The organism is Hephaestia caeni, from assembly GCF_003550065.1.
Taxonomy (GTDB): domain Bacteria; phylum Pseudomonadota; class Alphaproteobacteria; order Sphingomonadales; family Sphingomonadaceae; genus Sphingomonas; species Sphingomonas caeni_A.
In genome coordinates, this window is sequence record NZ_QXDC01000006.1 from 14,064 (window position 1) to 34,214 (window position 20,151).

Consider the following 20,151-nt stretch of genomic DNA (forward strand, 5'->3'; position numbering starts at 1 on the left):
GGGGTCTCTCGCTCCAATGACAAGGGAGCGGTATCATTGGCAACCGTCGGTTGCTGCGAAACGCGATAAATTATTTGCTCAACCCGTGAGACGGACGCCGATCCATAGTGTGCGCGGCGTACCGAGGTCGATCGAACCGCCGTCGTTGCGGGTGACGATCGTTTCATCGAACAGGTTCTCGGCGCGGCCGACGAGTGTGAGGCGGGATGTGACGGGGACGCTCGCGATCGCATCGACCGTCAGCGCGGCGGGGAGCACGTCGGTTTCGCGATCGTCTTCATATTGCTTGCCGACGTAGCGGAGCGTCGCGGCGAGGCCGGGGCCGCGATCGGGCGCCCAGCGCAGCGTGCCGCTGGCGGCGTGGCGCGGACTTTGCGCGGGCACGAAGCCGTCGAGCGCGACCGAGGTCTGCGAGGCGCGGACATGGCTGTCGCTATAGGCATAGGAAGCGGAAAGTTCGACATCACCGTGGCGCGCGGCGGCGGTGAGTTCGATGCCCCTGGCGACGATCGCATCCATATTGCGGCGCTGGCGCAGGTTGTCGGCGATCGTGACGTTGGCGATCGCGTTATCGAGCCGGTTCCAGAACGCGGTGACGCCGAGGCGCACGCCTGAGAGCGGGGTGACGTCCAGCCCCGCCTCGACGCCCTTCAGCCGTTCGAGATCGAGCGCGGCATTGGCCTCGGTCGTCACCGGGAAGACGGTGAACGGGCGATAGAGTTCGTTGAGCGTCGGCAGGCGGAAGCCGGTATAGCCCGCGGCGCGTAGCGCGAGCGTGGGGGTGGCGTGATAGAGAGCGCCGATCCGGCCAGTGGCTTCGATGCCGTCGCGATTGGCGAAGCGGCGATCGGTGGTGATCGCGCCGGCGGCGTTGGCCTCCCGGTAGAAGCCGTCGGTGATCGTCCAGCGATCGACGCGGCCGCCGCCGGTGAGGACGAGGCGACCGAGTGTCCAATCATCCTCGACGAACACACCGGCGGTGGTTGAGGCGCCGCCGGCGTTGCGGTGCGCAGTCGCGCGGCCGGTGATGGCGCTGTACGGGTCTTCGTAGAGTTCGCCCTCGGCATGGCGCCAATCCACGCCGATGCGCAAAGTGTGGTCGGCGCCGACCGGCGGGCGCAGTTCGATCTTGCCGCCGAGCCCGGTCGATGGCGTGTTGCGCTGATCGAGGACGAGCTTGTGGTTCGACGCGCTGATGACCTTGTTGGTGAAGTTGCGCGTCTGGAGATAGGCGAGCGCATCGAGCTGCCAGCGCCCACGATGGACGAGGCGGATGCTGGCGTCGTTGGCGGCCGAGGCACTGTCGGCGCCTGCGAAGCGCAAGGTGCGATCGTCGCGATAGACGAGCGCGCGTGCCTGGATTTCGGTGTCGGCATCGATCGGCGCGACCGCGCGCAGCGAGGTGGACCAGTTTTCGTAGCGCGCACGCACGTCGGCGGGGCCGCGCTGATCGGCGGGGGTGGTGAAAAAGCCGTCGCCGCGATCGTAATTGGCGCCGATCGACACATAACCAGCGCCCACATCGGGCGAGAGGCTGGCCGAGGCCATCAGCGAATCGCGGCTGCCCGCGAACAGGCTCGCCTCGTACGGTGGCAGATCGCTGCGCGTGGCGCTGCCGAGTTCGATCGTGCCCGCGACCGCGCCCGCGCCGAACGGCCCCGCGCCGCCGCCGCGCGTGATCCGCACCACCGACAGCCGATCGGGCACCAGCGCGTTGAACGGGATATAGCCGAAGAACGGATCGGCCTGCGGCACGCCGTCGAGCAGCACCAATGCGCGGCTGGTGGCGTTGCCGCCGAGCGCACGCAGCGTCACGCCTTGCGCGGTGGGGTTGGCGGCGCGGCTGTCTGCGCGGCGGAATTGCTGGACCCCCGCGACATCGGCGAGCACGTCCTCAAGCCGGCCGCTGGCGTCGCCGGTCAGCCGGTCGCGATCGATCGTGACCGAGCCGTAGGCGGGCGTGCCGGGCGGAAGCGGGAGGCCTTCGCCGATGACGACGATGCCGGGGTCGCCGGTGGATTGGGCGTGCGCGGCGGCGGGCAGAGCCAGAGCGAGCAGCGGCAGGGTGGTGAGGACAGGGCGCACGCGAAGCTCCGGCGGGGATGGTGCCCGCCTAGCCCAGTTGTCGGGGTAGGGAACAGGCCTAGGTGCGCAATTTCGTGATTGTTGCGGCGATCCGGCGCGCGCGCGTCTCGGGCTTCTTCGCGCCTTCTACCGCCTCGGCGGCCTCGCGCTGATGGGTGTAGCTCAGCTTCTCCCACGCCGCCTCCAGCCGCGCGGCGTGAATGGCGGTAATGAGATCGGCGGGCGGTGTCACCGTGCGCGGGGCGGTATCGAGCGTCAGCGTGACCTCGATCGTGTCGCCGCCCGCGACGCCTGCCGCCTCGCGGTTGCTTCGGCGCAGCGGCACGAAGGTGACGCCGCCCATGATCGCGATCGTGCTGCGATAGCGGTGGCCGTTGAGTGTGACGACCACCGGCGGCCGTGCCTTGCCGAACGTGTCGCACGGATCGAATGGCACGGGAATCGCGCCCTCGTCGGTGAGCGTGACGGTGAAGGTGTGTGACGGCGTGGCGGTCACAGGCTGCGTCCGATCAGCTCCTTCATGATCTCGTTGGTGCCGCCATAGATGCGCGATACGCGCGCCCCGCGCCAGGCGCGCGCGATCGGATATTCGTTCATATAGCCTGCGCCGCCGTGGAGCTGGAGGCATTTGTCCATCACCTCCCATTGCAGCTCGGTGTGCCACAGCTTCGCCGCCGCGCCTTCGGTCGCGGTCAATTCGCCCGCGAGATGGCGCTTGATCGCCCAATCGAGATGCGCCCAGCCGACCTGGAGCTTGGCCTTGAGATCGGCAAGCACGAAGCGCGTGTTCTGGAAATCGAACACCACGCCGGCGAACGCCTTGCGATCCTTGGTGAAGACGATGGTCTCGTCGAACGCCTTTTGCGCCGAGGATTGCGCGCCGATCGCGATTGTGAGCCGCTCCTGTGGCAACTGGCTCATCAGATAGGCGAAGCCCTTGCCTTCCTCGCCGAGGCAATTGGTGATCGGCACGCGCACGTCGTCGAAGAACAATTCGCTAGTGTCGGCGGCGTCCTGCCCGATCTTGTCGAGCTTGCGGCCGCGGCGGAAACCCTCGCGATCCGATTCGACGAGGATGATCGACATGCCCTTGTAGGCGGGTTGCGCGCTGGGATCGGTCTTGGCGACGACGAGGATCAGATCGGCGTTCTGGCCGTTGGTGATATAGGTTTTCGAGCCTGAGACGACATAATGGTTGCCGTCCTTGCGGGCGGTCGTGCGGATCGATTGCAGGTCCGATCCGGTGCCGGGCTCGGTCATCGCGATCGCGGTGATCGTCTCGCCGGAGACGAGCCGGGGAAGCCATTGCTGCTTCTGTTCTTCCGAGCCGTAGGCGGCGATGTAATCGCACACGATATCCGATTGCAGCGCGAAGCCGGCGGGGACGCCCGCATAATTCAACTCTTCGTCGACGATCGCGTTATAGCCGAAATCGAGCCCGAGCCCGCCATAGGCCTCCGGCGCGGTGGGGCACAGCATCCCGATCGCACCCGCCTTGCGCCAGAATTCTTTCGGCACGAGCCGATTGGCTTCCCATTCGGCGACGTTGGGCACGCCTTCCCTGGCGAGAAAGCTGCGCACCGTTTCGCGGAACGCCTCGTGATCGGCATCATAGGCCGAACGCCCCGGCACGTCGTCGAGCGTCATGATCGATTCTCTCCTGCATCCTTTCGGGTCACGGTGCGGTTGATTGACGCAAACGTCAACCACTTGCCGCCGCGATCGATCCGGGCCTGATCGATCCGGGCCTGATCGATCCGGGATTGTCGAAGCACCGTCCTTGTCTCTAGGGTCGCCGGCTGGAAGTGGCACCGGCCGGCTCCCCCGCCCGAGCGAACGAAAGAAGGATCACCATGAAACTCGCCAGCCTCAAGCACGGCCGTGACGGCAAGCTGATCGTCGTTTCGGATGATCTCGCCTGGTATGCCGATGCCGGGCATATCGCGCCGACGCTCCAGGCCGCGCTCGACGATTGGGGACGCGCGGAGCCGGCGTTGCGCAACCTCGCGATCGATCTCGAACACGGTGCGATTCCGCGCGAACGTTTCCACGAGCATGATGCCGCCGCGCCGCTGCCGCGCGCGTATCAATGGGCCGATGGTTCGGCCTATGTGAACCATGTCGCGCTGGTGCGACAGGCGCGGGGCGCGGCGATGCCCGACAGCTTCTGGCACGATCCGCTGATGTATCAGGGCGGATCGGACGGCTTCCTGGGGCCGCGCGACGCCATCCCGTTGAAGGACGAGGCCTGGGGCTGCGACCTCGAGGCCGAAATCGTGGTCGTCACCGGCGAGGTGCCGCTGGGGGCGAGCCGCGAACAGGCGCTTGCCGCGATCCTGCTTGTCGGGCTGACCAACGACGTCAGCCTGCGCAACCTCATCCCCGGCGAACTCGCCAAGGGGTTCGGCTTCTTCCAATCGAAGCCCGCGAGCGCGTTTTCGCCCGTTTTCGTCACCCCCGACGCGCTCGGCGACTGGTGGCAGGGCGGCAAGCTCCACCGCACGCTGATGGTCGATGTGAACGGCACGCCGTTCGGCCGGGCGCAGGCGGGCGAGGACATGACCTTCGATTTCGGCACGCTCGTCGCGCACGCCGCCAAGACCCGGCGGCTGGGCGCGGGGACGATCATCGGGTCGGGCACCGTTTCCAACCGCGATAGCGATGGCGGGCCGGGCAAGCCGATCGCCGACGGCGGGGTGGGCTATTCGTGCCTGGCCGAGGTCCGCACCGTCGAGACGATCCGCGACGGCAAGCCCGCGACCGGATTCCTCAAGGCGGGCGATACGGTGCGGATCTGGGCCGAGGACGATCACCACCGCTCGATCTTCGGGGCGATCGAACAGACGGTGGCAGCGGGGTGAAGATGGGCTCCTGCGCAAGCGGGAGCCCAGGGCCGCGAGCGAAATCGTTCGAGATTCCGGCCCCGCGGTCGCGGGCGCACTGGTGGGGCCGTGCCGACTCGCGCTGGTGACTCGCCACGGCCGTTGAAATTTTATAACAAGGCTCCGAAAGGTGATTCCACGCCTTCGCCTCGTGCCACGACGCGTGACCGTTTTTTGGAGAGACTATGGCAAGCGATCCGCGCGCCAACCTGAAACCCCTGTCGCTCCACGTGCCGGAGCCGAAGTTCCGGCCGGGCGACGTGGTCGATTTTGCCGATATCGAGGTGCCGCCCGCCGGCGCGGGACGCCGCCCCGATGTCGCCGAGGACGCGGCAACGTTTCCCGAACTCGCTTACGGCCTTGTCCGCGTGCTCGATGGCGAGGCGCGCGCGGTGGGGCCGTGGGATCCCAGGCTCTCGCCCGATCGGCTGCGCCGGATGCTGCGCGCGATGGCGCTGACGCGCGCCTATGACGAGCGCATGTTCCGCGCGCAGCGGCAGGGCAAGACCAGCTTCTACATGAAATCGACCGGCGAGGAGGCGGTGGCGGTCGCCGCCGCCTTCGCGCTCGACCGCGACGACATGTGCTTCCCGAGCTATCGCCAGCAGGGCCTGCTGATCGCGCGCGACTGGGACATGGTCGACATGATGAACCAGGTCTATTCGAACCGCGGCGACCGGCTCGAGGGCAAGCAATTGCCGATCATGTATTCGACCAAGGAAGGCAGCTTCTTTTCGATCTCGGGCAACCTCGCGACGCAATATCCGCAAGCGGTCGGCTGGGCGATGGCGTCGGCGGCGAAGGGCGACACGCGGATCGCGGCGACCTGGACCGGCGAGGGATCGACCGCGGAGGGCGATTTCCATTCGGCCTGCACCTTCGCGAGCGTCTATCGCGCGCCTGTCATCCTCAATGTCGTCAACAATCAATGGGCGATCAGCTCGTTTTCTGGATTTGCCGGGGCCGAGGCGACCACCTTCGCGGCGCGCGCGATCGGCTACGGCATCGCCGGGCTTCGCGTCGACGGCAACGATGCGCTCGCGGTCTATGCCGCGACATCGTGGGCGGCCGAGCGCGCGCGGACCAATGCCGGCCCGACGCTGATCGAGCATTTCACCTATCGCACCGAGGGCCATTCGACCTCGGACGATCCGACGCAATACCGCTCGGCGGGCGAGCCGACCGCGTGGCCGCTGGGCGATCCGATCGGGCGGCTCAAGGATCATCTGATCCAACTCGGTGAATGGGACGAGGAACGGCAGGCAGCGATGGACCTCGACCTCGCTGAGAAGGTGCGCGCGGCGCAGAAGGAAGCCGAGAAGAACGGCGTCCTCGGCCACGGCCTCCACCAGCCGCTCGATACGCTGTTCGAAGGGGTCTACGAGGAAATGCCGTGGCATCTGAGGGAGCAGCAGCAGATGATGCTCGACGAGGAAGAAGCGAGCGGCCGGCCGTGGGCGCGGAAGTGATGAGGATGCACCGCATCACCGTCATCCCGGCGAAGGCCGGTTTTTCCTGCCGCAAATGCGTGGATTGCAACTGCCAGACCATAGTCTTGGCTGGGGTGACGGAGCCAGCATGACCGAGCTTATCGAACAGCAGCAGCGCATCGCGCCCACGCCCGAGCACGAGGGCGACAGCGTGCGGATGAACATGATCCAGGCGATCAATTCCGCGATGGACGTGATGATGGCGCGCGACCCCGACGTGATCGTGATGGGCGAAGATGTCGGCTATTTCGGCGGCGTCTTTCGCGCGACCGCGGGGTTGCAGGCGAAATACGGCAAGCGCCGCGTGTTCGACACGCCGATCACCGAATGCGGAATTATCGGCGTCGCGGTGGGGATGGGGGCGTATGGCCTGCGCCCGGTGCCCGAAATCCAGTTCGCCGATTACATCTACCCCGCGCTTGACCAGTTGGTGAGCGAGGCGGCGCGGCTGCGCTATCGCTCGGCGGGCGAGTTCACCTCGCCGATCACCGTGCGCTCGCCGTTCGGCGGCGGCATTTTCGGCGGGCAGACGCATTCGCAATCGCCCGAAGGCATCTTCACCCATGTCTCGGGGCTCAAGACGGTAATCCCGTCGACCCCTTATGACGCCAAGGGGCTGCTGATCGCCGCGATCGAGGATAACGATCCGACGATCTTCTTCGAGCCCAAGCGCATCTACAACGGCCCGTTCGACGGCCATTGGGACCGCCCGGCGAAGAACTGGTCGGGGCATCCGGGGGGCGAGGTGCCGACGGGGTATTATCGCATCCCGCTCGGCACCGCGAAGGTGGTGCGCGCCGGCGCGGCGCTGACGATCCTCGCCTATGGTACGATGGTGCATGTGTGCCGCGGCGTGGTCGAGGAAGCGGGCGTCGATGCCGAGATCATCGATCTGCGCACGCTGGTGCCGATCGATATCGACGCGATCGAGGTATCGGTGAAGAAAACCGGCCGCTGCATGATCGTCCACGAAGCGACGCGGACAAGCGGGTTCGGTGCCGAATTGTCGGCGCTGGTGCAGGAACGCTGCTTCTACCATCTCGAAGCGCCGATCGAGCGCGTCACCGGGTTCGACACGCCCTATCCGCACAGCCTCGAATGGGCCTATTTCCCCGGACCGGTGCGCATCGGCGAGGCGCTCAAGAAGATCATGAAGGACGCATAATGAGCCGCTTTACCTTCAAGCTGCCGGATATCGGCGAAGGCATTTCCGAGGCCGAGATCGTCGCCTGGCATGTCGCGGTGGGCGATCGGGTCTCGGAAGATCAGCAGATCGCCGACATGATGACCGACAAGGCAACCGTCGAAATGGAGAGCCCGGTGGCGGGTGTCGTAGTTGAACTGGCGGGCGAGGTCGGCGAGCAGGTGTCGATCGGCGCGGCGCTGGTGGTGATCGAGACCGAGGAGGAAGACGCGCCTGCCGCCAAGAAACAAGAGGTCGAGGAGCAGATCGAGGCGGAAACGCCGGGCAAGCCGGAGGTGGCGCAAGAAGAGCCCGCGCGCGACGTGCCTGCCCGTGCTCCCGCGAAAGCAGGCGCCCAGGATACGAACCGCGACGCCAATGGCTCTGGGGCCCCGCTTTCGCAGGAGCACAAGGAGGAGTCGAAACCCATCCTCGCTTCCCCCGCCGTTCGCGCCCGCGCGCGCGATCTCGGCATTGATCTCGCGAGTGTCAAAACCGATGGCGACCGCATCCGCCACGCCGATCTCGACGCGTTCCTCCGTTACGGTGCCGCCCAGGGCTATCACCCGCCGCACGCGCGCCGCACGCGGGCGGACGAGGCGATCAAGGTGATCGGGATGCGGCGTCGCATCGCCGAGAATATGGCGGCCTCCAAGCGCGCGATCCCGCATTTCACCTATGTCGAGGAAATCGACGTCACCGCGCTCGAGGCGATGCGCGGCGATTTGAACGCGCATCGCGGGGCGCGGCCCAAGCTGACGATGCTGCCGTTCATGATCGTCGCGATCTGCCGGACGGTGCCCGGCTTCCCGATGATCAACGCGCGCTACGACGATGAGGCGGGGGTGGTGACGCGCCACGGGGCCGTCCATCTCGGGATGGCGACGCAGACCGATGCCGGGCTGATGGTGCCCGTCATCCGCGACGCGCAGGACAAGAACGTGTGGCAGCTCGCGGCCGAGATCACGCGGCTCGCCGAGGCGGCGCGATCGGGCAAGGCCAAGTCGGACGAGCTTTCGGGATCGACGCTGACGATCACCTCGCTTGGGCCACTGGGCGGGATCGCGACGACGCCGGTGATCAACCGCCCCGAGGTCGCGATCATCGGCCCCAACAAGATCGTCGAGCGGCCGGTGTTCCAGGGCGACGATATCGTCCGCGCCAAATGCATGAACCTCTCGATCAGTTGCGATCACCGTGTCGTCGACGGCTGGGACGCGGCGAGCTTCGTTCAGGCGTTGAAGAAGCTGCTCGAAACTCCGGTACTGCTGTTCGCCGATTGACGGCGCGCCCCTTATGATATGATTATAGAGACAAGAGAATCATATCATGGCGAGGTGAGTGGATGAGGGCGATCGGGCTGTCGCTGGTTGCAACCGGCTTGCTGGCGGCTTGCGCGCCGATTGCCGGGGCGCCGACGAACCCGGCCGATGGCCCCGCCGCCATCTTCACCAACCCGCTGCTCGCATCCGGCCCCGATCCGTGGATCACGCAGCGCGCCGGCGTCTATTATTTCATGGCCACGCGCGGCGATCGGCTGACGATCCGCAAGACGCGCGAGATCGCGCGGCTCGCCGATGCGGCGGAGGTCACGGTATGGATGCCGCCCGCCGCGGGACCGAACGCAAAGGCGATCTGGGCGCCCGAACTGCACCGGATCGGCGACAAATGGTACATCTACTATTCGGCGGCCGCCAGCGGGAGCGAGGGGGATGCGCGTCGCGGTGTCTTCGTGCTCGAAAATGCCGGTGAGGATCCGACCGCCGGCGCCTGGATCGATCGCGGGCAATTGCACACGCAGCATAGTGGCATCGACGGGACGACCTTCGCCTATCGGGGCCGGCGTTATTTCGTCTATGCGCCCTATGTCGGCCCCGACAGTGATCTGGCGATCGTGCGGATGACGAATCCGTGGACGCTCGAGGGGCCGGAGACGATCATCGCCCGGCCCGAGCGCGCATGGCAGCGGCACGGCAACCGACCGATCGTCGAAGGACCGGAATTCCTCCTGGGGCCGAAGGGCGATCTGTTCATCACCTTTTCGGGCAGTGCCTGCTGGTCCGACGATTATGCGATCGGGCTGCTTCATGCCGCCCCCGGCAGCGATCCGCTCGATGCGGCGGCGTGGCGGCAGGCCGACGGGCCGGTGATGAAGAAATCGCTCGCCAACAGCGTCTATGCGCCCGGGCATAACGGCTTTTTCACCTCGCCCAACGGCCGCGAGACGTGGATCGTGTATCACGCCAACCCGGCGGCGGACATGAAATGCACGGGCAAGCGATCCCCGCGTATCCAGCGGATCGACTGGTCCGCCAAGGGCTGGCCGGTCTTTCCCGAGCCTGCGGCGGCGGGCGCGCCGCTTGCCGCGCCCGCAAGGTAGGGATCAGCCGCCGGGGAAGGACGCGCGCCATTCGGGGGCGATCAGCGGAATCATCTCCTTCGGGATGAAGATGTCGTAGGTGTAGCTGCCCTCGGCGTGCGCACCCGCGATGTCTGCGGGAATGTACACGCCGATCCGGCTGAAGGAGCCGTTCACCGGTTTGGCGAACGCGAGCGTGATGTGATCGGCAAAATCGGGGCACCGTGTCGACCAATCGTCGGTGGTGCCCAGTTCACCCCCGCGGCGCTTCGCGCGCTCCTTATTCAGCGCGTCGCAGAAGGGCTTGCGGATCGTCGCCAGCGCCTCGGCCTTGTCGGTGAACAGCGCGTCGAAGGGCACCGCGCGATCCGCTGTCTTGTCCCACACCAGCGCCTCGAACGTGTCGCTGCCGTGCGCGCCGCCGGTATAGACATAGCCCGCGGCGACGAGCGAGAGCAGTTGCCCGGTCTCGCCCACCACCGACCAGCTCTTTTCGAGGCCGTAGGGATGCGCGGGCGCGTCGGGCGGCAACTCCTTCGCATATTGCGCCTGATCGCGGATCGCGGCCTGCTTGCCCGTTTCGGCGTCGGCGAGCAGGTGATCGCGCAGCGCCGGCGCGGCAGCCGCGCGTGCCGGGATCTTGTAATCAAAATCGATCACGGCGGTCTTTTCGGTGAGGTGGATCGGCTCGGCGGTGGCGGCGCCGGCCTGAGCATTCGCAACGGCATCGGCGGGCGCCTGGGTGTTGGCCGATGCCTGGTTCGCCGTGGGTTGCGGGTTGCAGCCTGCCAGCAGGAGGAGGGCGGCGGCGAGCGACAGGTGAAGGCGTGTATCCATAGGGGATGCCAATGCAGGGGGCCGCGGCAAGGTTCCCGTCATTCAGCGCCGATCAACCGGTGAGCGCGTATCCGCCCTGCCGATGAGAGTGTCGAGCACGAACGGGGCCGGCTATGCGGGCGCGGCGCGGGGATCGCGGCTGGCAGGTGCGGGCGGCGCGTTGGCGGCGACCGGGTTGCTGTTCGCGGCGCTGTGGATCGGGCTCGCGGTGCGCGAGCACGTCGCCTCGGATTCGGCCTTGCGCGTGTTCGATGTGTTGCTGCCTGCCGTACCTCCGCCCGAACCGATGCATCGATCGGCCCGGCCGAGCGGGGATGCGGCGCCGGCGCACCGCACCGCCCGCCCGGTCGCCATCGAGGCGCCGCCCGCGATCGTCCGGGTCGCGCATGTGCCCGTGATCGCCGCGCCGATCGTGGCGGCGGGCGCGGATCGCGCCGCGGGTGCTGCCGACACCGGCGCAGGAACCGGCGCCGGCGGGCTCGGCCGGGGGCTGGGCGCGGGTGGACACGGCGCGGGCACCGGTGGCGGCGCGGTGGTGCGGGCGCGGCACGTATCGGGGACGATCGCCAACACCGATTATCCCAAGCAGGCGCGCAAGGCCGGGCACGGCGGCACCGTGGTCGTAACGCTGGCGATCGACGCCGACGGCAGCGTCAGCGGCTGCACCGTCGCCCGATCGAGCGGCGTGGCGGTGCTGGACCAGACGACATGCCGGCTGGCTCGGGCGCGTTTTCGCTACACCCCGGCGCGCGATGCCGCGGGGCGCGCGGTCGCCGACCTTGCCGGCTGGCAACAGACGTGGTGGTTCGCGGCGCGCTGAGGTTCAGGCGCCCGCCGCGGTGAGGCGCGCAAGCTGATCATCGGTGAGCGTGAGATCGATCGACCCCATCAACTCGTCGAGCTGCGCGACGCTGGTCGCACTCGCGATCGGTGCGGTGACGCCGGGCTGCGCGGCCAGCCACGCAAGCGCGATCTGCGCCAGTGTCGCGCCGGTCTCTCCGGCGACGGCATCCATCGCGTCGAGCACGTCTTTACTGTTCTCCAGCAGGTCGCCCAGGCGGTTGCCGCGCACCGATTTATCGAGATCGTCCCTGGTGCGATACTTGCCGGTCAGAAAGCCCGAGGCGAGGCCGTAATAGGGGGTGACTGCGATATTGCGCTCGACGCACAGATCCTGAAGCTCGCCTTCGAATTTCGTGCGCGAAACCAGATTATATTCGGGCTGGAGCACATGATAATGCGGCAGCCCCGTGTCGCGAGCGAGATCGAGCGCCGATTTGAGCCGTATCGCGTTGAAATTGGACGCGCCGATGACGCGGACCTTGCCCGCGGTGACGAGCTTGTCGAACGCCTCGAGCACGGCCTCCTGCGGCACATCCTCATCGTCCTGATGCGCGAAATAGACGTCGATGCGATCGGTATCGAGCCGCATCAGCGAGGCTTCGCAGGCGATCGCGATGCGCATCGGTGCCAGTTTGTCGCCGCCTTCGCCGGGCAGCATCCCAACCTTGGTAGCGATCAGCACCTCGTCGCGTTTGCCCGAGCGCCGGAGCCATTCGCCGATCACGCGTTCGGATTCGCCGCCGGTATGGCCGTCGACCCAGGCCGAATAGACGTCGGCGGTGTCGATCATGCGCCCACCCCGATCGACGAAGCGATCGAGGATCGCGAAGCTCGTCTGCTTGTCAGCGGTCCAGCCGAACACGTTGCCGCCGAGCATCAGCGGCGGGGTTTCGAGATCGGTGGCGCCAAGGCGACGGAGCGTGGTCATCGAGCGGTGTCCTGGTTGGCGACGGCATTGATCGAGACGCTGTTGGCATCGAGCATCGCGGCGGCTTCGTTCAATTCCTGCGCCTGATCGGGGGTGACGCCGCCGAGTCCCGGATCATCGGGCGCGGAGCCGCACGCGGCGAGGCACATCGGCAAGATCATGGGCGGTAGGATCATGAGGACGCGCATTCCATTCCCCCCTAAAATGCGAAAGGGCCGCATTCCGAAGTGGAACGCGGCCCTTCCTGAAACGATCCGTAGCGCGGCTCAGTCGGCGATCGCGTTGCCGGCATCCTTCAGCGCGGCGCCGGTCGCATCGGCAGCGGCATCGGCACCGTTCGAGACGGCGCTGCCCGCGTTGTCGATCGCGGTTTCGGCGGCGCCGAGCGCGTTGTCGGTCGCGGCGTCGACGTCGCTGATGCCCGCGTTGGCGGTCGCTTCGGTGTCGGCGGCGATGGCGTTGGCGGCCTCGGCGGACTCGTTCTGCGCGTTCTGGCTGCACGCGGCCAGACCGGCGGCGGCGAACACGGCGACGGCCGCGATGATCGATTTCTTCATGCGAAAACCTCTTTTGCTGAATTGACCCCGAACGCCGTCGTCAACCGGCGGCAGCGCGGGAAAGTACCGATGCGTAACGATCCGCGCAACGGGAGTTTGCGATAGCCCCTCGTTGACCTGATATAAAGATATCTTTATATGTATATTCGAAATGACGATCGCCCTCGACATCTTCCGCGCCCTTGCCGACTCGACGCGGCTGCGAATCCTCGCGCTGCTGCGCTCGATGGAGCTGTCGGTGGGCGAGCTTGCGCAGGTGCTGGGGCAGAGCCAGCCGCGTGTGAGCCGGCATGTGAAGATCCTGTGCGACGCCGGGCTCGCCGAGCGGCGCAAGGAAGGAAGCTGGGTGTTCGTGGCGCCGGGCAGGGCCGAACTGGTCGAGCCGATCGCTGCCGCGCTGGCGGCGTGGGACGCAATCGAACCCGATCATTGGGTGGTGGCGGATGCCGCGCGGCTCGCGGCGGTGCGCGCCGATCGGGCGGCGGCGGCGCAGACATGGTTCGCGGCGCACGCGGGCGAGTGGGACGCGATCCGATCGCTCCACGTCGCCGAAAGCCAGGTCGAGGAAGCGATGGCGGCGGTGCTCGGCGACGCCGGGATCGCGCAACTGATCGATATCGGCACCGGCACGGGCCGCATGCTCGAATTGTTCGCCGGGCAGGCCGAGCAGGCGCTGGGGATTGACCGCAGTTCCGAAATGCTGCGGCTCGCGCGCGTCAAGCTCGCCGAGCGTGGGCTGGATCATGCCGAATTGCGCCAGGCCGATCTGTACGCGCTGCCGCTGGGCGACGGCGCGGCCGATGCGGCGATCCTGCACCACGTGCTCCATTTCGCGCAGCAGCCGGGGGCGGCGATCCGCGAGGCGGCGCGCGTGCTGATGCCGGGCGGGCGCTTGCTGATCGCCGATTTCGCGCCGCACGACGTTGAGGAATTGCGTACGCGTGATGCGCACGCGCGGCTCGGCTTTTCGGACGAACAGATGCTCGGCTGGTTCGAGGCGGCGGGCTTGCTGCCCGCGCGGACCGAGACATTGGAAGGCGGCGAACTGACCGTGAAATTGTGGCTCGCGCGCAAGGCCGGGGCCGGACTCAAGGAGGCGAAGGCGGCATGAGCCTGACTCTATCCGAACTCGAAGAAGCGCGTCGCGCGCTCGACGCACCGCTCTATGCGGACCTCGCCGGTGACGCCGAGGTATCGTTCGAATTCTTCCCGCCCAAGAGCGAGAAGATGGAGGCGACCTTGTGGGAGTCGATCCAGACGCTGGCGCCGCTTGGCCCCAGGTTCGTGTCGGTGACGTACGGCGCGGGCGGCTCGACCCGCGAGCGCACGCACGCCACGGTTGCGCGCATCCAGCGCGAGACGCCGCTTGCCGCCGCCGCGCATTTGACTTGTGTCGAGGCGACCAAGGCCGAGATCGACGCGGTCGCCGAGCAATATTGGGCATCGGGGGTGCGCCATATCGTCGCGCTGCGCGGTGATCCGCCGCGCGAAGGCGCGCGCTTCGAGCCGCATCCGGGCGGCTATGAGAATGCCGCCGCGCTCGTCGAAGGGTTGAAGAAGCGGCATCCGTTCGAGGTTTCGGTCGCGGCCTATCCCGAATGTCATCCCGATTCGCTGAGCGATCAGGCCGATATCGACAACCTCAAGGCCAAGATCGATGCGGGGGCGACCCGCGCGATCACGCAATTCTTTTTCGCGCCCGAAGCCTTTTTCCGCTTCCGCGATCGCGCCGCGGCGGCGGGGATCGCCGCCGAACTGGTGCCCGGTATCCTGCCGGTGTCGAACGTCGCGCAGACACGCAAGTTCGCCGGCATGTGCGGTGCGGCGATCCCGCCGTGGATGGACCGGCTGTTCGAAGGGCTCGACGATCATCCGGCGGCGCGCCAACTCGTCGCCGCGACGGTGGCCGCGGAGATGTGCCGCAAGCTTTATGCCGGCGGCGTGCGCAGCTTCCATTTCTACACGCTCAACCGTGCCGAACTGAGCTTCGCGATCTGTCACCTGTTGGGGCTGCGCGCCAACGCCGGGGTGAGCGTAGCGGCGGCGTAAACGCATACCGTCATCCCCGCGAAAGCGGAGACCCAGCTCCTTCGCGAGCCTCTTGGGATGACGGTTGGAAGATGGGTTCCCGCTTTCGCGGGAATGACGAGGATTTGTGATGACTGCACGTGATCGACTCAATGCCGAAGCCGCCAAGCGCATCCTGATCACCGATGGCGCGTTCGGCACCGAGATCCAGGGTTGGAAGCTTTCGGAGGCCGATTATGCCGGCGATCTGGGGCTCGCCAAGGATCAGAAAGGCAATAACGACATCCTCGCGCTGACCAAGCCGGAGGTGCCCGAGGCGATCACGCGCGCCTATCTGGAGGCAGGATCGGACATCGTGTCGACCAACACGTTTTCGGCCAACCGGATCAGCCAGGCCGATTACGCCGCCGAGGCACTGGTCGGCGACATCAACCGCGCGTCGGCGCGAATCGCGCGGCGGCTGGCTGACGAGTTCGCCGCGAAGGATGGCCGCCCGCGCTTCGTCGCCGGCGCGATCGGGCCGACCAACAAGACGCTGTCGCTCTCACCCGATGTTGAAGATCCCGGTTATCGCGAGATCGATTTCGACTATCTGAAGGGCGTTTATCGCGAACAGATCGACGCGCTGATCGAAGGCGGGGTGGATTTCATCCTGATCGAGACGGTGTTCGATACGCTCAACGCCAAGGCGGGGATCATGGCCGCGATCGAGGCGGGGCTCGCGCTTGGCCGCGATGTGCCGGTGATGTTGTCGATGACGCTTACCGATCTGTCGGGGCGCAATCTTTCGGGGCACACGGTCGAGGCGTTCTGGCACGCGGTGCGGCACGCGCGGCCGGTGACGATCGGGCTCAACTGCTCGTTCGGCGCCGAGCAGCTTCGGCCGCATGTCGGCGCGCTCGCCAAGATCGCGGACACGCTGATCATGGTCTATCCCAATGCCGGGCTGCCCAACGAACTGGGCGAATATGACGAGGCGCCCGATCAGACCGCGGCGCTGGTCAAGGACTGGGCCGATGCGGGGCAGGTCAACATCCTCGGCGGCTGCTGTGGTTCGACGCCTGCACACATCGCCGCGATCGCTGCGGCGGTGAAGGCTTTGCCGCCGCGCGTGCTCGCCAAGCCGGAGGTGCGCACCCGGTTGGCGGGGCTGGAGCCGATGATCATGGCTGCCTGAACCGCCGCCCCGTCCCGACATTCCCTCCCTCGACCCCTCCCGCCCTTGGGAGGGGGGAAGAAGAACAAATGACCACCACCACCAATGCCTCGTCCTCGTTCGTCAATATCGGCGAGCGCACCAACATCACCGGATCGGCGCGGTTCAAGAAGCTGATCATGGCGGGCGATTATCCGGCTGCGGTCGAGGTCGCGCGCAGCCAGGTCGAAAACGGCGCGCAGGTGATCGACGTCAACATGGACGAGGGCCTGCTCGATTCGGTCGAGGCGATGACGATCTTTTTGAAGCTGATCGCCGCCGAACCCGATATCGCGCGCGTGCCGGTGATGATCGACAGCTCCAAATGGAGCGTGATCGAGGCAGGGCTCAAATGCGTCTCGGGCAAGCCGATCGTCAATTCGATCAGCATGAAGGAAGGCGAGGAGGAGTTCCTCGCGCACGCGCGACTGGTGATGGCGTATGGCGCTGCGGTGGTCGTGATGGCGTTCGACGAGACCGGGCAGGCCGACACCAAGGCGCGCAAGATCGAGATCTGCGAGCGGGCCTATGCGCTGCTCACCGGGATCGGCTTCCCGCCCGAGGATATCATCTTCGATCCCAATATCTTCGCCGTCGCGACGGGGATCGAGGAACACAATAATTACGGCGTCGACTTCATCGAGGCGTGCAAGGAGATCAAGGCGCGGCTGCCGCATTGCCATATCTCGGGCGGGCTATCGAACCTGAGCTTCTCGTTTCGCGGCAACGAGACGGTGCGCCGCGCGATGCATTCGGTGTTCCTGTATCACGCGATTCCCGCCGGGCTCGACATGGCGATCGTCAATGCCGGGCAGCTCGATATCTATGACGATATCGATCCCGAATTGCGCACCGCGTGCGAGGACGTCATCCTCAACCGCGATCCCGAAGCGGGCGAGCGACTGGTCGCGCTTGCTGAACGTTATCGCGGCAGCGACCCGGCGGCGGAAAAGCAGGCGGCCGAGTGGCGCACCTGGGACGTCAACAAGCGGCTCGAACACGCGCTGGTCAAGGGTATCGACGCGCATATCGTCGAGGATACCGAGGAAGCGCGGCTCCAGCATCCGCGCCCGATCGAGGTGATCGAAGGCCCATTGATGGACGGGATGAACGTCGTCGGCGACCTGTTCGGATCGGGCAAGATGTTCCTGCCGCAGGTGGTGAAATCGGCGCGGGTGATGAAGAAGGCGGTGGCGCATTTGCTGCCCTTCATCGAGGCCGCGAAGGAGCCCGGCGCGCGCGGCAAGGGCAAGATCGTGATGGCGACCGTCAAGGGCGACGTCCACGATATCGGCAAGAACATCGTCGGCGTCGTGCTCCAGTGCAATGGCTTCGAGGTGATCGACCTGGGTGTAATGGTGCCGTGGAGCGACATCCTGAAGGCGGCCAACGACAACGACGCCGACATGATCGGCCTGTCGGGGTTGATCACGCCGTCGCTCGACGAGATGGTGACCGTTGCCGAGGAAATGAGCCGCGCCGAGATGGTGATGCCGCTGCTGATCGGCGGCGCGACCACCTCCAAGGTCCACACCGCGCTGCGCATCGCGCCCGCTTATTCGGGGCCGGTGGTGCATGTGCTCGACGCGAGCCGTGCGGTGGGGGTTGCCTCGACACTGGTCAGCGACACCCAGTGCGAGCCTTATGTCGCGAAAATCGCGGCGGAATATGATGCTGTACGCAAGGCGCGGGAGGGCAAGGGTCAGAACCCGCTGCTGCCGATCGAGGAGGCGCGCGCACGCGGCTTTACCGCCGATATGGCGCTCAAGGCGCCCGCCCCCAAACGGCCCGGCCTGCATGTTTTCGACGATTGGGATCTGGCCGATCTGCGCGAATATATCGACTGGACGCCATTCTTTCGCGCGTGGGAGCTGGCGGGCACCTATCCCGCGATCCTCGACGATGCGGTGGTGGGCGAAAGCGCGCGCGGCCTTTGGAAGGACGCGCAGACGATGCTCGACCGCGTCGTCGCCGAAAAGTGGCTGACCGCCAAGGCCGTCGCCGGCCTGTGGCCGTGCCGGCGCGAGGGCGATGACGTCGTTGTGACCGAGCAGACCGCCAACGGCCCGCGCGATATCCGCATCCCGTTCCTGCGCCAGCAGATCGCCAAGCGTGAGGGGCGGGCCAATATGTGTCTCGCCGATTTCATCGATCCCGAAGGCGACTGGATCGGCGGTTTCGCGGTGACCGCAGGGCACGGGATCGACACGCATCTGGATCGCTTCCGCGCCGACCATGACGATTATTCGGGCATCCTCCTGAAAGCGATCGCCGATCGCTTCGCCGAGGCGTTCGCCGAACGGCTGCACCAGCACGTCCGCACCGAGCTGTGGGGCTATGCCGAGGGCGAGCAGCTCGACAACGAGGCGCTTATCCGCGAGCAATATCGCGGCATCCGCCCCGCGCCGGGCTATCCCGCGTGCCCCGATCACAGCAAGAAAAGGATGCTGTTCGATCTGATGGGCGCCGAGGCGGCGACCGGGATCGAACTGACCGACCATTTCGCGATGGTGCCCACCGCGGCGGTGTCGGGTTTCTACATCGGCCATGCGCAGGCTGAATATTTCGGCGTCGCGCGGATCGGCGAGGATCAGGTCGAGGATTATTCGGTGCGGCGCGGCGTCAGTCTCGACCAGGCCAAGCGCTGGTTGCGGCCCAACCTCGAATGACCGAGGGTTCCAATCCGGGACAGGACCGGCGGCGATCAACATTCTCGCCGGGCCTTCACGGAGATTAACCTTCAATCGGTCTTTCGCGCACGCGGTTCGACGCGCAGCGTGCGCACGAAAGGATTCCCCTCATGCGCTTCGCCGCCCTCGCCCTGCTGCTGCTTGCCGCCCCCGCCGCCGCCCAGAACGGCGCGCCGTTCACGATCGCCGAAACGGGCCAGACTTTCCACGATATCGACGACGCGGTGCAATCGGTGCGGATGGGGACCGCGACGATCCTGATCGCGCCGGGCGTCTACCACCAATGCACCGTCCAGGCGGGCGGGCGGATCACCTTCAAGGCGGTCCAGCCCGGCACGGCGATCTTCGACGGCACGACCTGCGAGGGCAAGGCCGCGTTCGTGCTGCGCGGGCAGAGCGCGACCGTCGACGGGCTCGTGTTTCGCAACATGGCGGTGGACGACGGCAATGGGGCGGGCATCCGTACCGAGATGGGCGACCTCACCGTGCGCAATGCGATGTTCGTCGATAGCCAGGAAGGCATCCTCGGCGGCGAGCCGACCGGGCAGCGGATCGTGATCGACCGATCGACCTTTTCGGGGCTGGGCACGTGCGACGCGGCGACCGATTGCGCGCATTCGATCTATCTCGCCAACCGCGGCTCGGTGACGATCACCAATTCGCGTTTCGAGCGTGGGCAGGGCGGGCATTACGTCAAGCTCCGCAGCCCCAACGTCTCGATCACGGATAATAGTTTCGACGACAGCCGCGGCCACAAGACCAATTACATGATCGACCTGCCCAATGGCGCGAGCGGGCTGATCGCCAACAACACCTTCGTCCAGGGCAAGGACAAGGAGAATTGGTCGGGCTTCATCGTCGTCGCGGCCGAAGCGCACGATTTCTCCGCCGACGGGCTGGTGGTGCGCGATAATGACGCGCGGCTGGCACCCGGGGTCGAACGCAGCCCCGCCTTCGTCGCCGATTTGAGCGGCGACCGGATCACCGTCGCCGACAACCGGCTGGGGCAAGGCGTGCGGCGGTTCGAGCGGCGGTAAACGGCACGCTTTTCCGGCATTCTTCCCCGGCGAAGGC

The 20,151-nt window shown here is 66.6% G+C and carries 18 protein-coding genes; 11 read left to right on the plus strand and 7 right to left on the minus strand.

Features of this window, described 5'->3' with window-relative positions; genetic code table 11:
* Nucleotides 1–78: 78 nt before the first annotated feature.
* Genes DFR49_RS20545 through DFR49_RS20555 form a run of 3 tightly spaced genes read right to left on the minus strand, consistent with a single transcriptional unit; the run spans nucleotide 79 to nucleotide 3,732 of the window.
* The gene (locus DFR49_RS20545; RefSeq protein WP_245968679.1) at nucleotides 79–2,085 is read right to left on the minus strand and encodes a TonB-dependent receptor; all 2,007 of its coding nucleotides are present in this window, start codon (nucleotides 2,083–2,085) and stop codon (nucleotides 79–81) included.
* Nucleotides 2,086–2,143: 58 nt separating this feature from the next.
* A complete protein-coding gene (locus DFR49_RS20550; RefSeq protein ID WP_170151075.1) occupies nucleotides 2,144–2,581 on the minus strand; it encodes a YdeI/OmpD-associated family protein in 438 nt (145 codons plus the stop codon).
* Nucleotides 2,578–3,732 (minus strand): acyl-CoA dehydrogenase family protein, encoded by a 1,155-nt coding sequence (locus DFR49_RS20555; RefSeq protein WP_119037556.1) that lies wholly within the window; start codon nucleotides 3,730–3,732, stop codon nucleotides 2,578–2,580. Before DFR49_RS20555 ends, DFR49_RS20550 begins: the two co-directional genes overlap by 4 nt.
* 206 nt (nucleotides 3,733–3,938) lie before the next feature.
* On the opposite strand from DFR49_RS20555, the gene DFR49_RS20560 reads away from it, so the two are divergent.
* The 5 genes from DFR49_RS20560 to DFR49_RS20580 all read left to right on the plus strand — a co-directional run bounded on the left by DFR49_RS20560 (nucleotide 3,939) and on the right by DFR49_RS20580 (nucleotide 10,020).
* Nucleotides 3,939–4,946 (plus strand): fumarylacetoacetate hydrolase family protein, encoded by a 1,008-nt coding sequence (locus tag DFR49_RS20560; protein WP_119037557.1) that lies wholly within the window; start codon nucleotides 3,939–3,941, stop codon nucleotides 4,944–4,946.
* A 206-nt stretch (nucleotides 4,947–5,152) separates the two neighbouring features.
* The gene (locus DFR49_RS20565) at nucleotides 5,153–6,436 is read left to right on the plus strand and encodes a 3-methyl-2-oxobutanoate dehydrogenase (2-methylpropanoyl-transferring) subunit alpha (protein ID WP_119037558.1); all 1,284 of its coding nucleotides are present in this window, start codon (nucleotides 5,153–5,155) and stop codon (nucleotides 6,434–6,436) included.
* 178 nt (nucleotides 6,437–6,614) lie between these two features.
* Entirely contained in the window at nucleotides 6,615–7,622 is a 1,008-nt protein-coding gene (locus DFR49_RS20570) for an alpha-ketoacid dehydrogenase subunit beta (RefSeq protein WP_119037729.1), read from the plus strand.
* Nucleotides 7,622–8,923: a dihydrolipoamide acetyltransferase family protein gene (locus DFR49_RS20575; protein ID WP_119037559.1), complete on the plus strand. Its 1,302-nt coding sequence runs from the start codon at nucleotides 7,622–7,624 to the stop codon at nucleotides 8,921–8,923. Before DFR49_RS20570 ends, DFR49_RS20575 begins: the two co-directional genes overlap by 1 nt.
* 62 nt (nucleotides 8,924–8,985) lie before the next feature.
* Nucleotides 8,986–10,020: a glycoside hydrolase family 43 protein gene (locus DFR49_RS20580; RefSeq protein ID WP_119037560.1), complete on the plus strand. Its 1,035-nt coding sequence runs from the start codon at nucleotides 8,986–8,988 to the stop codon at nucleotides 10,018–10,020.
* A 3-nt stretch (nucleotides 10,021–10,023) separates the two neighbouring features.
* On the opposite strand, the gene DFR49_RS20585 is transcribed toward DFR49_RS20580, so the two are convergent.
* On the minus strand, nucleotides 10,024–10,836 hold the full coding sequence (locus tag DFR49_RS20585; RefSeq protein ID WP_170151076.1) for a PdaC/SigV domain-containing protein: 813 nt from the start codon (nucleotides 10,834–10,836) through the stop codon (nucleotides 10,024–10,026).
* Nucleotides 10,837–10,924: 88 nt separating this feature from the next.
* On the opposite strand from DFR49_RS20585, the gene DFR49_RS20590 reads away from it, so the two are divergent.
* Nucleotides 10,925–11,656: an energy transducer TonB gene (locus DFR49_RS20590; protein ID WP_119037562.1), complete on the plus strand. Its 732-nt coding sequence runs from the start codon at nucleotides 10,925–10,927 to the stop codon at nucleotides 11,654–11,656.
* Between the two features lie 3 nt (nucleotides 11,657–11,659).
* Here DFR49_RS20590 and DFR49_RS20595 read toward each other — a convergent pair whose 3' ends face one another.
* The 3 genes from DFR49_RS20595 to DFR49_RS20605 form a co-directional block, all read right to left on the minus strand.
* Nucleotides 11,660–12,607 carry an aldo/keto reductase gene (locus tag DFR49_RS20595; RefSeq protein WP_119037563.1) on the minus strand — a complete coding sequence of 316 codons (948 nt, stop codon included), beginning with the start codon at nucleotides 12,605–12,607 and terminating at the stop codon, nucleotides 11,660–11,662.
* Complete coding sequence (locus DFR49_RS20600) at nucleotides 12,604–12,783, minus strand: hypothetical protein (protein ID WP_147373737.1); 180 nt, start codon at nucleotides 12,781–12,783, stop codon at nucleotides 12,604–12,606. Before DFR49_RS20600 ends, DFR49_RS20595 begins: the two co-directional genes overlap by 4 nt.
* Nucleotides 12,784–12,873: 90 nt before the next feature.
* A complete protein-coding gene (locus DFR49_RS20605) occupies nucleotides 12,874–13,164 on the minus strand; it encodes a hypothetical protein (RefSeq protein WP_119037565.1) in 291 nt (96 codons plus the stop codon).
* A 151-nt stretch (nucleotides 13,165–13,315) separates the two neighbouring features.
* Here DFR49_RS20605 and DFR49_RS20610 point away from each other — a divergent pair, with 151 nt between their 5' ends.
* The 5 genes from DFR49_RS20610 to DFR49_RS20630 all read left to right on the plus strand — a co-directional run bounded on the left by DFR49_RS20610 (nucleotide 13,316) and on the right by DFR49_RS20630 (nucleotide 20,114).
* Nucleotides 13,316–14,275 (plus strand): ArsR/SmtB family transcription factor, encoded by a 960-nt coding sequence (locus tag DFR49_RS20610; RefSeq protein ID WP_119037566.1) that lies wholly within the window; start codon nucleotides 13,316–13,318, stop codon nucleotides 14,273–14,275.
* Entirely contained in the window at nucleotides 14,272–15,213 is a 942-nt protein-coding gene (gene metF, locus DFR49_RS20615; protein WP_119037567.1) for a methylenetetrahydrofolate reductase [NAD(P)H], read from the plus strand. Before DFR49_RS20610 ends, metF begins: the two co-directional genes overlap by 4 nt.
* A 109-nt stretch (nucleotides 15,214–15,322) precedes the next feature.
* Nucleotides 15,323–16,369 (plus strand): homocysteine S-methyltransferase family protein, encoded by a 1,047-nt coding sequence (locus tag DFR49_RS20620; protein ID WP_119037568.1) that lies wholly within the window; start codon nucleotides 15,323–15,325, stop codon nucleotides 16,367–16,369.
* Between the two features lie 68 nt (nucleotides 16,370–16,437).
* Nucleotides 16,438–19,056 carry a methionine synthase gene (metH, locus tag DFR49_RS20625; protein WP_119037569.1) on the plus strand — a complete coding sequence of 873 codons (2,619 nt, stop codon included), beginning with the start codon at nucleotides 16,438–16,440 and terminating at the stop codon, nucleotides 19,054–19,056.
* 131 nt (nucleotides 19,057–19,187) lie between these two features.
* On the plus strand, nucleotides 19,188–20,114 hold the full coding sequence (locus DFR49_RS20630; protein ID WP_119037570.1) for a right-handed parallel beta-helix repeat-containing protein: 927 nt from the start codon (nucleotides 19,188–19,190) through the stop codon (nucleotides 20,112–20,114).
* Nucleotides 20,115–20,151 lie beyond the last annotated feature (37 nt).

Bases quoted from the DNA above. Each gene is read 5' to 3' on its own strand.
- DFR49_RS20610 (WP_119037566.1), top strand. From the start codon at position 13,316: ATGACGATCGCCCTCGACATCTTCCGCGCCCTTGCCGACTCGACGCGG.
- DFR49_RS20555 (WP_119037556.1), bottom strand. From the start codon at position 3,732: ATGACGCTCGACGACGTGCCGGGGCGTTCGGCCTATGATGCCGATCAC.
- DFR49_RS20560 (WP_119037557.1), top strand. From the start codon at position 3,939: ATGAAACTCGCCAGCCTCAAGCACGGCCGTGACGGCAAGCTGATCGTC.
- DFR49_RS20580 (WP_119037560.1), top strand. From the start codon at position 8,986: ATGAGGGCGATCGGGCTGTCGCTGGTTGCAACCGGCTTGCTGGCGGCT.
- DFR49_RS20630 (WP_119037570.1), top strand. From the start codon at position 19,188: ATGCGCTTCGCCGCCCTCGCCCTGCTGCTGCTTGCCGCCCCCGCCGCC.
- DFR49_RS20620 (WP_119037568.1), top strand. From the start codon at position 15,323: ATGACTGCACGTGATCGACTCAATGCCGAAGCCGCCAAGCGCATCCTG.
- DFR49_RS20565 (WP_119037558.1), top strand. From the start codon at position 5,153: ATGGCAAGCGATCCGCGCGCCAACCTGAAACCCCTGTCGCTCCACGTG.
- DFR49_RS20605 (WP_119037565.1), bottom strand. From the start codon at position 13,164: ATGAAGAAATCGATCATCGCGGCCGTCGCCGTGTTCGCCGCCGCCGGT.
- DFR49_RS20600 (WP_147373737.1), bottom strand. From the start codon at position 12,783: ATGATCCTACCGCCCATGATCTTGCCGATGTGCCTCGCCGCGTGCGGC.
- DFR49_RS20575 (WP_119037559.1), top strand. From the start codon at position 7,622: ATGAGCCGCTTTACCTTCAAGCTGCCGGATATCGGCGAAGGCATTTCC.
- DFR49_RS20585 (WP_170151076.1), bottom strand. From the start codon at position 10,836: ATGGATACACGCCTTCACCTGTCGCTCGCCGCCGCCCTCCTCCTGCTG.
- metF (WP_119037567.1), top strand. From the start codon at position 14,272: ATGAGCCTGACTCTATCCGAACTCGAAGAAGCGCGTCGCGCGCTCGAC.
- metH (WP_119037569.1), top strand. From the start codon at position 16,438: ATGACCACCACCACCAATGCCTCGTCCTCGTTCGTCAATATCGGCGAG.
- DFR49_RS20595 (WP_119037563.1), bottom strand. From the start codon at position 12,607: ATGACCACGCTCCGTCGCCTTGGCGCCACCGATCTCGAAACCCCGCCG.
- DFR49_RS20570 (WP_119037729.1), top strand. From the start codon at position 6,615: ATGAACATGATCCAGGCGATCAATTCCGCGATGGACGTGATGATGGCG.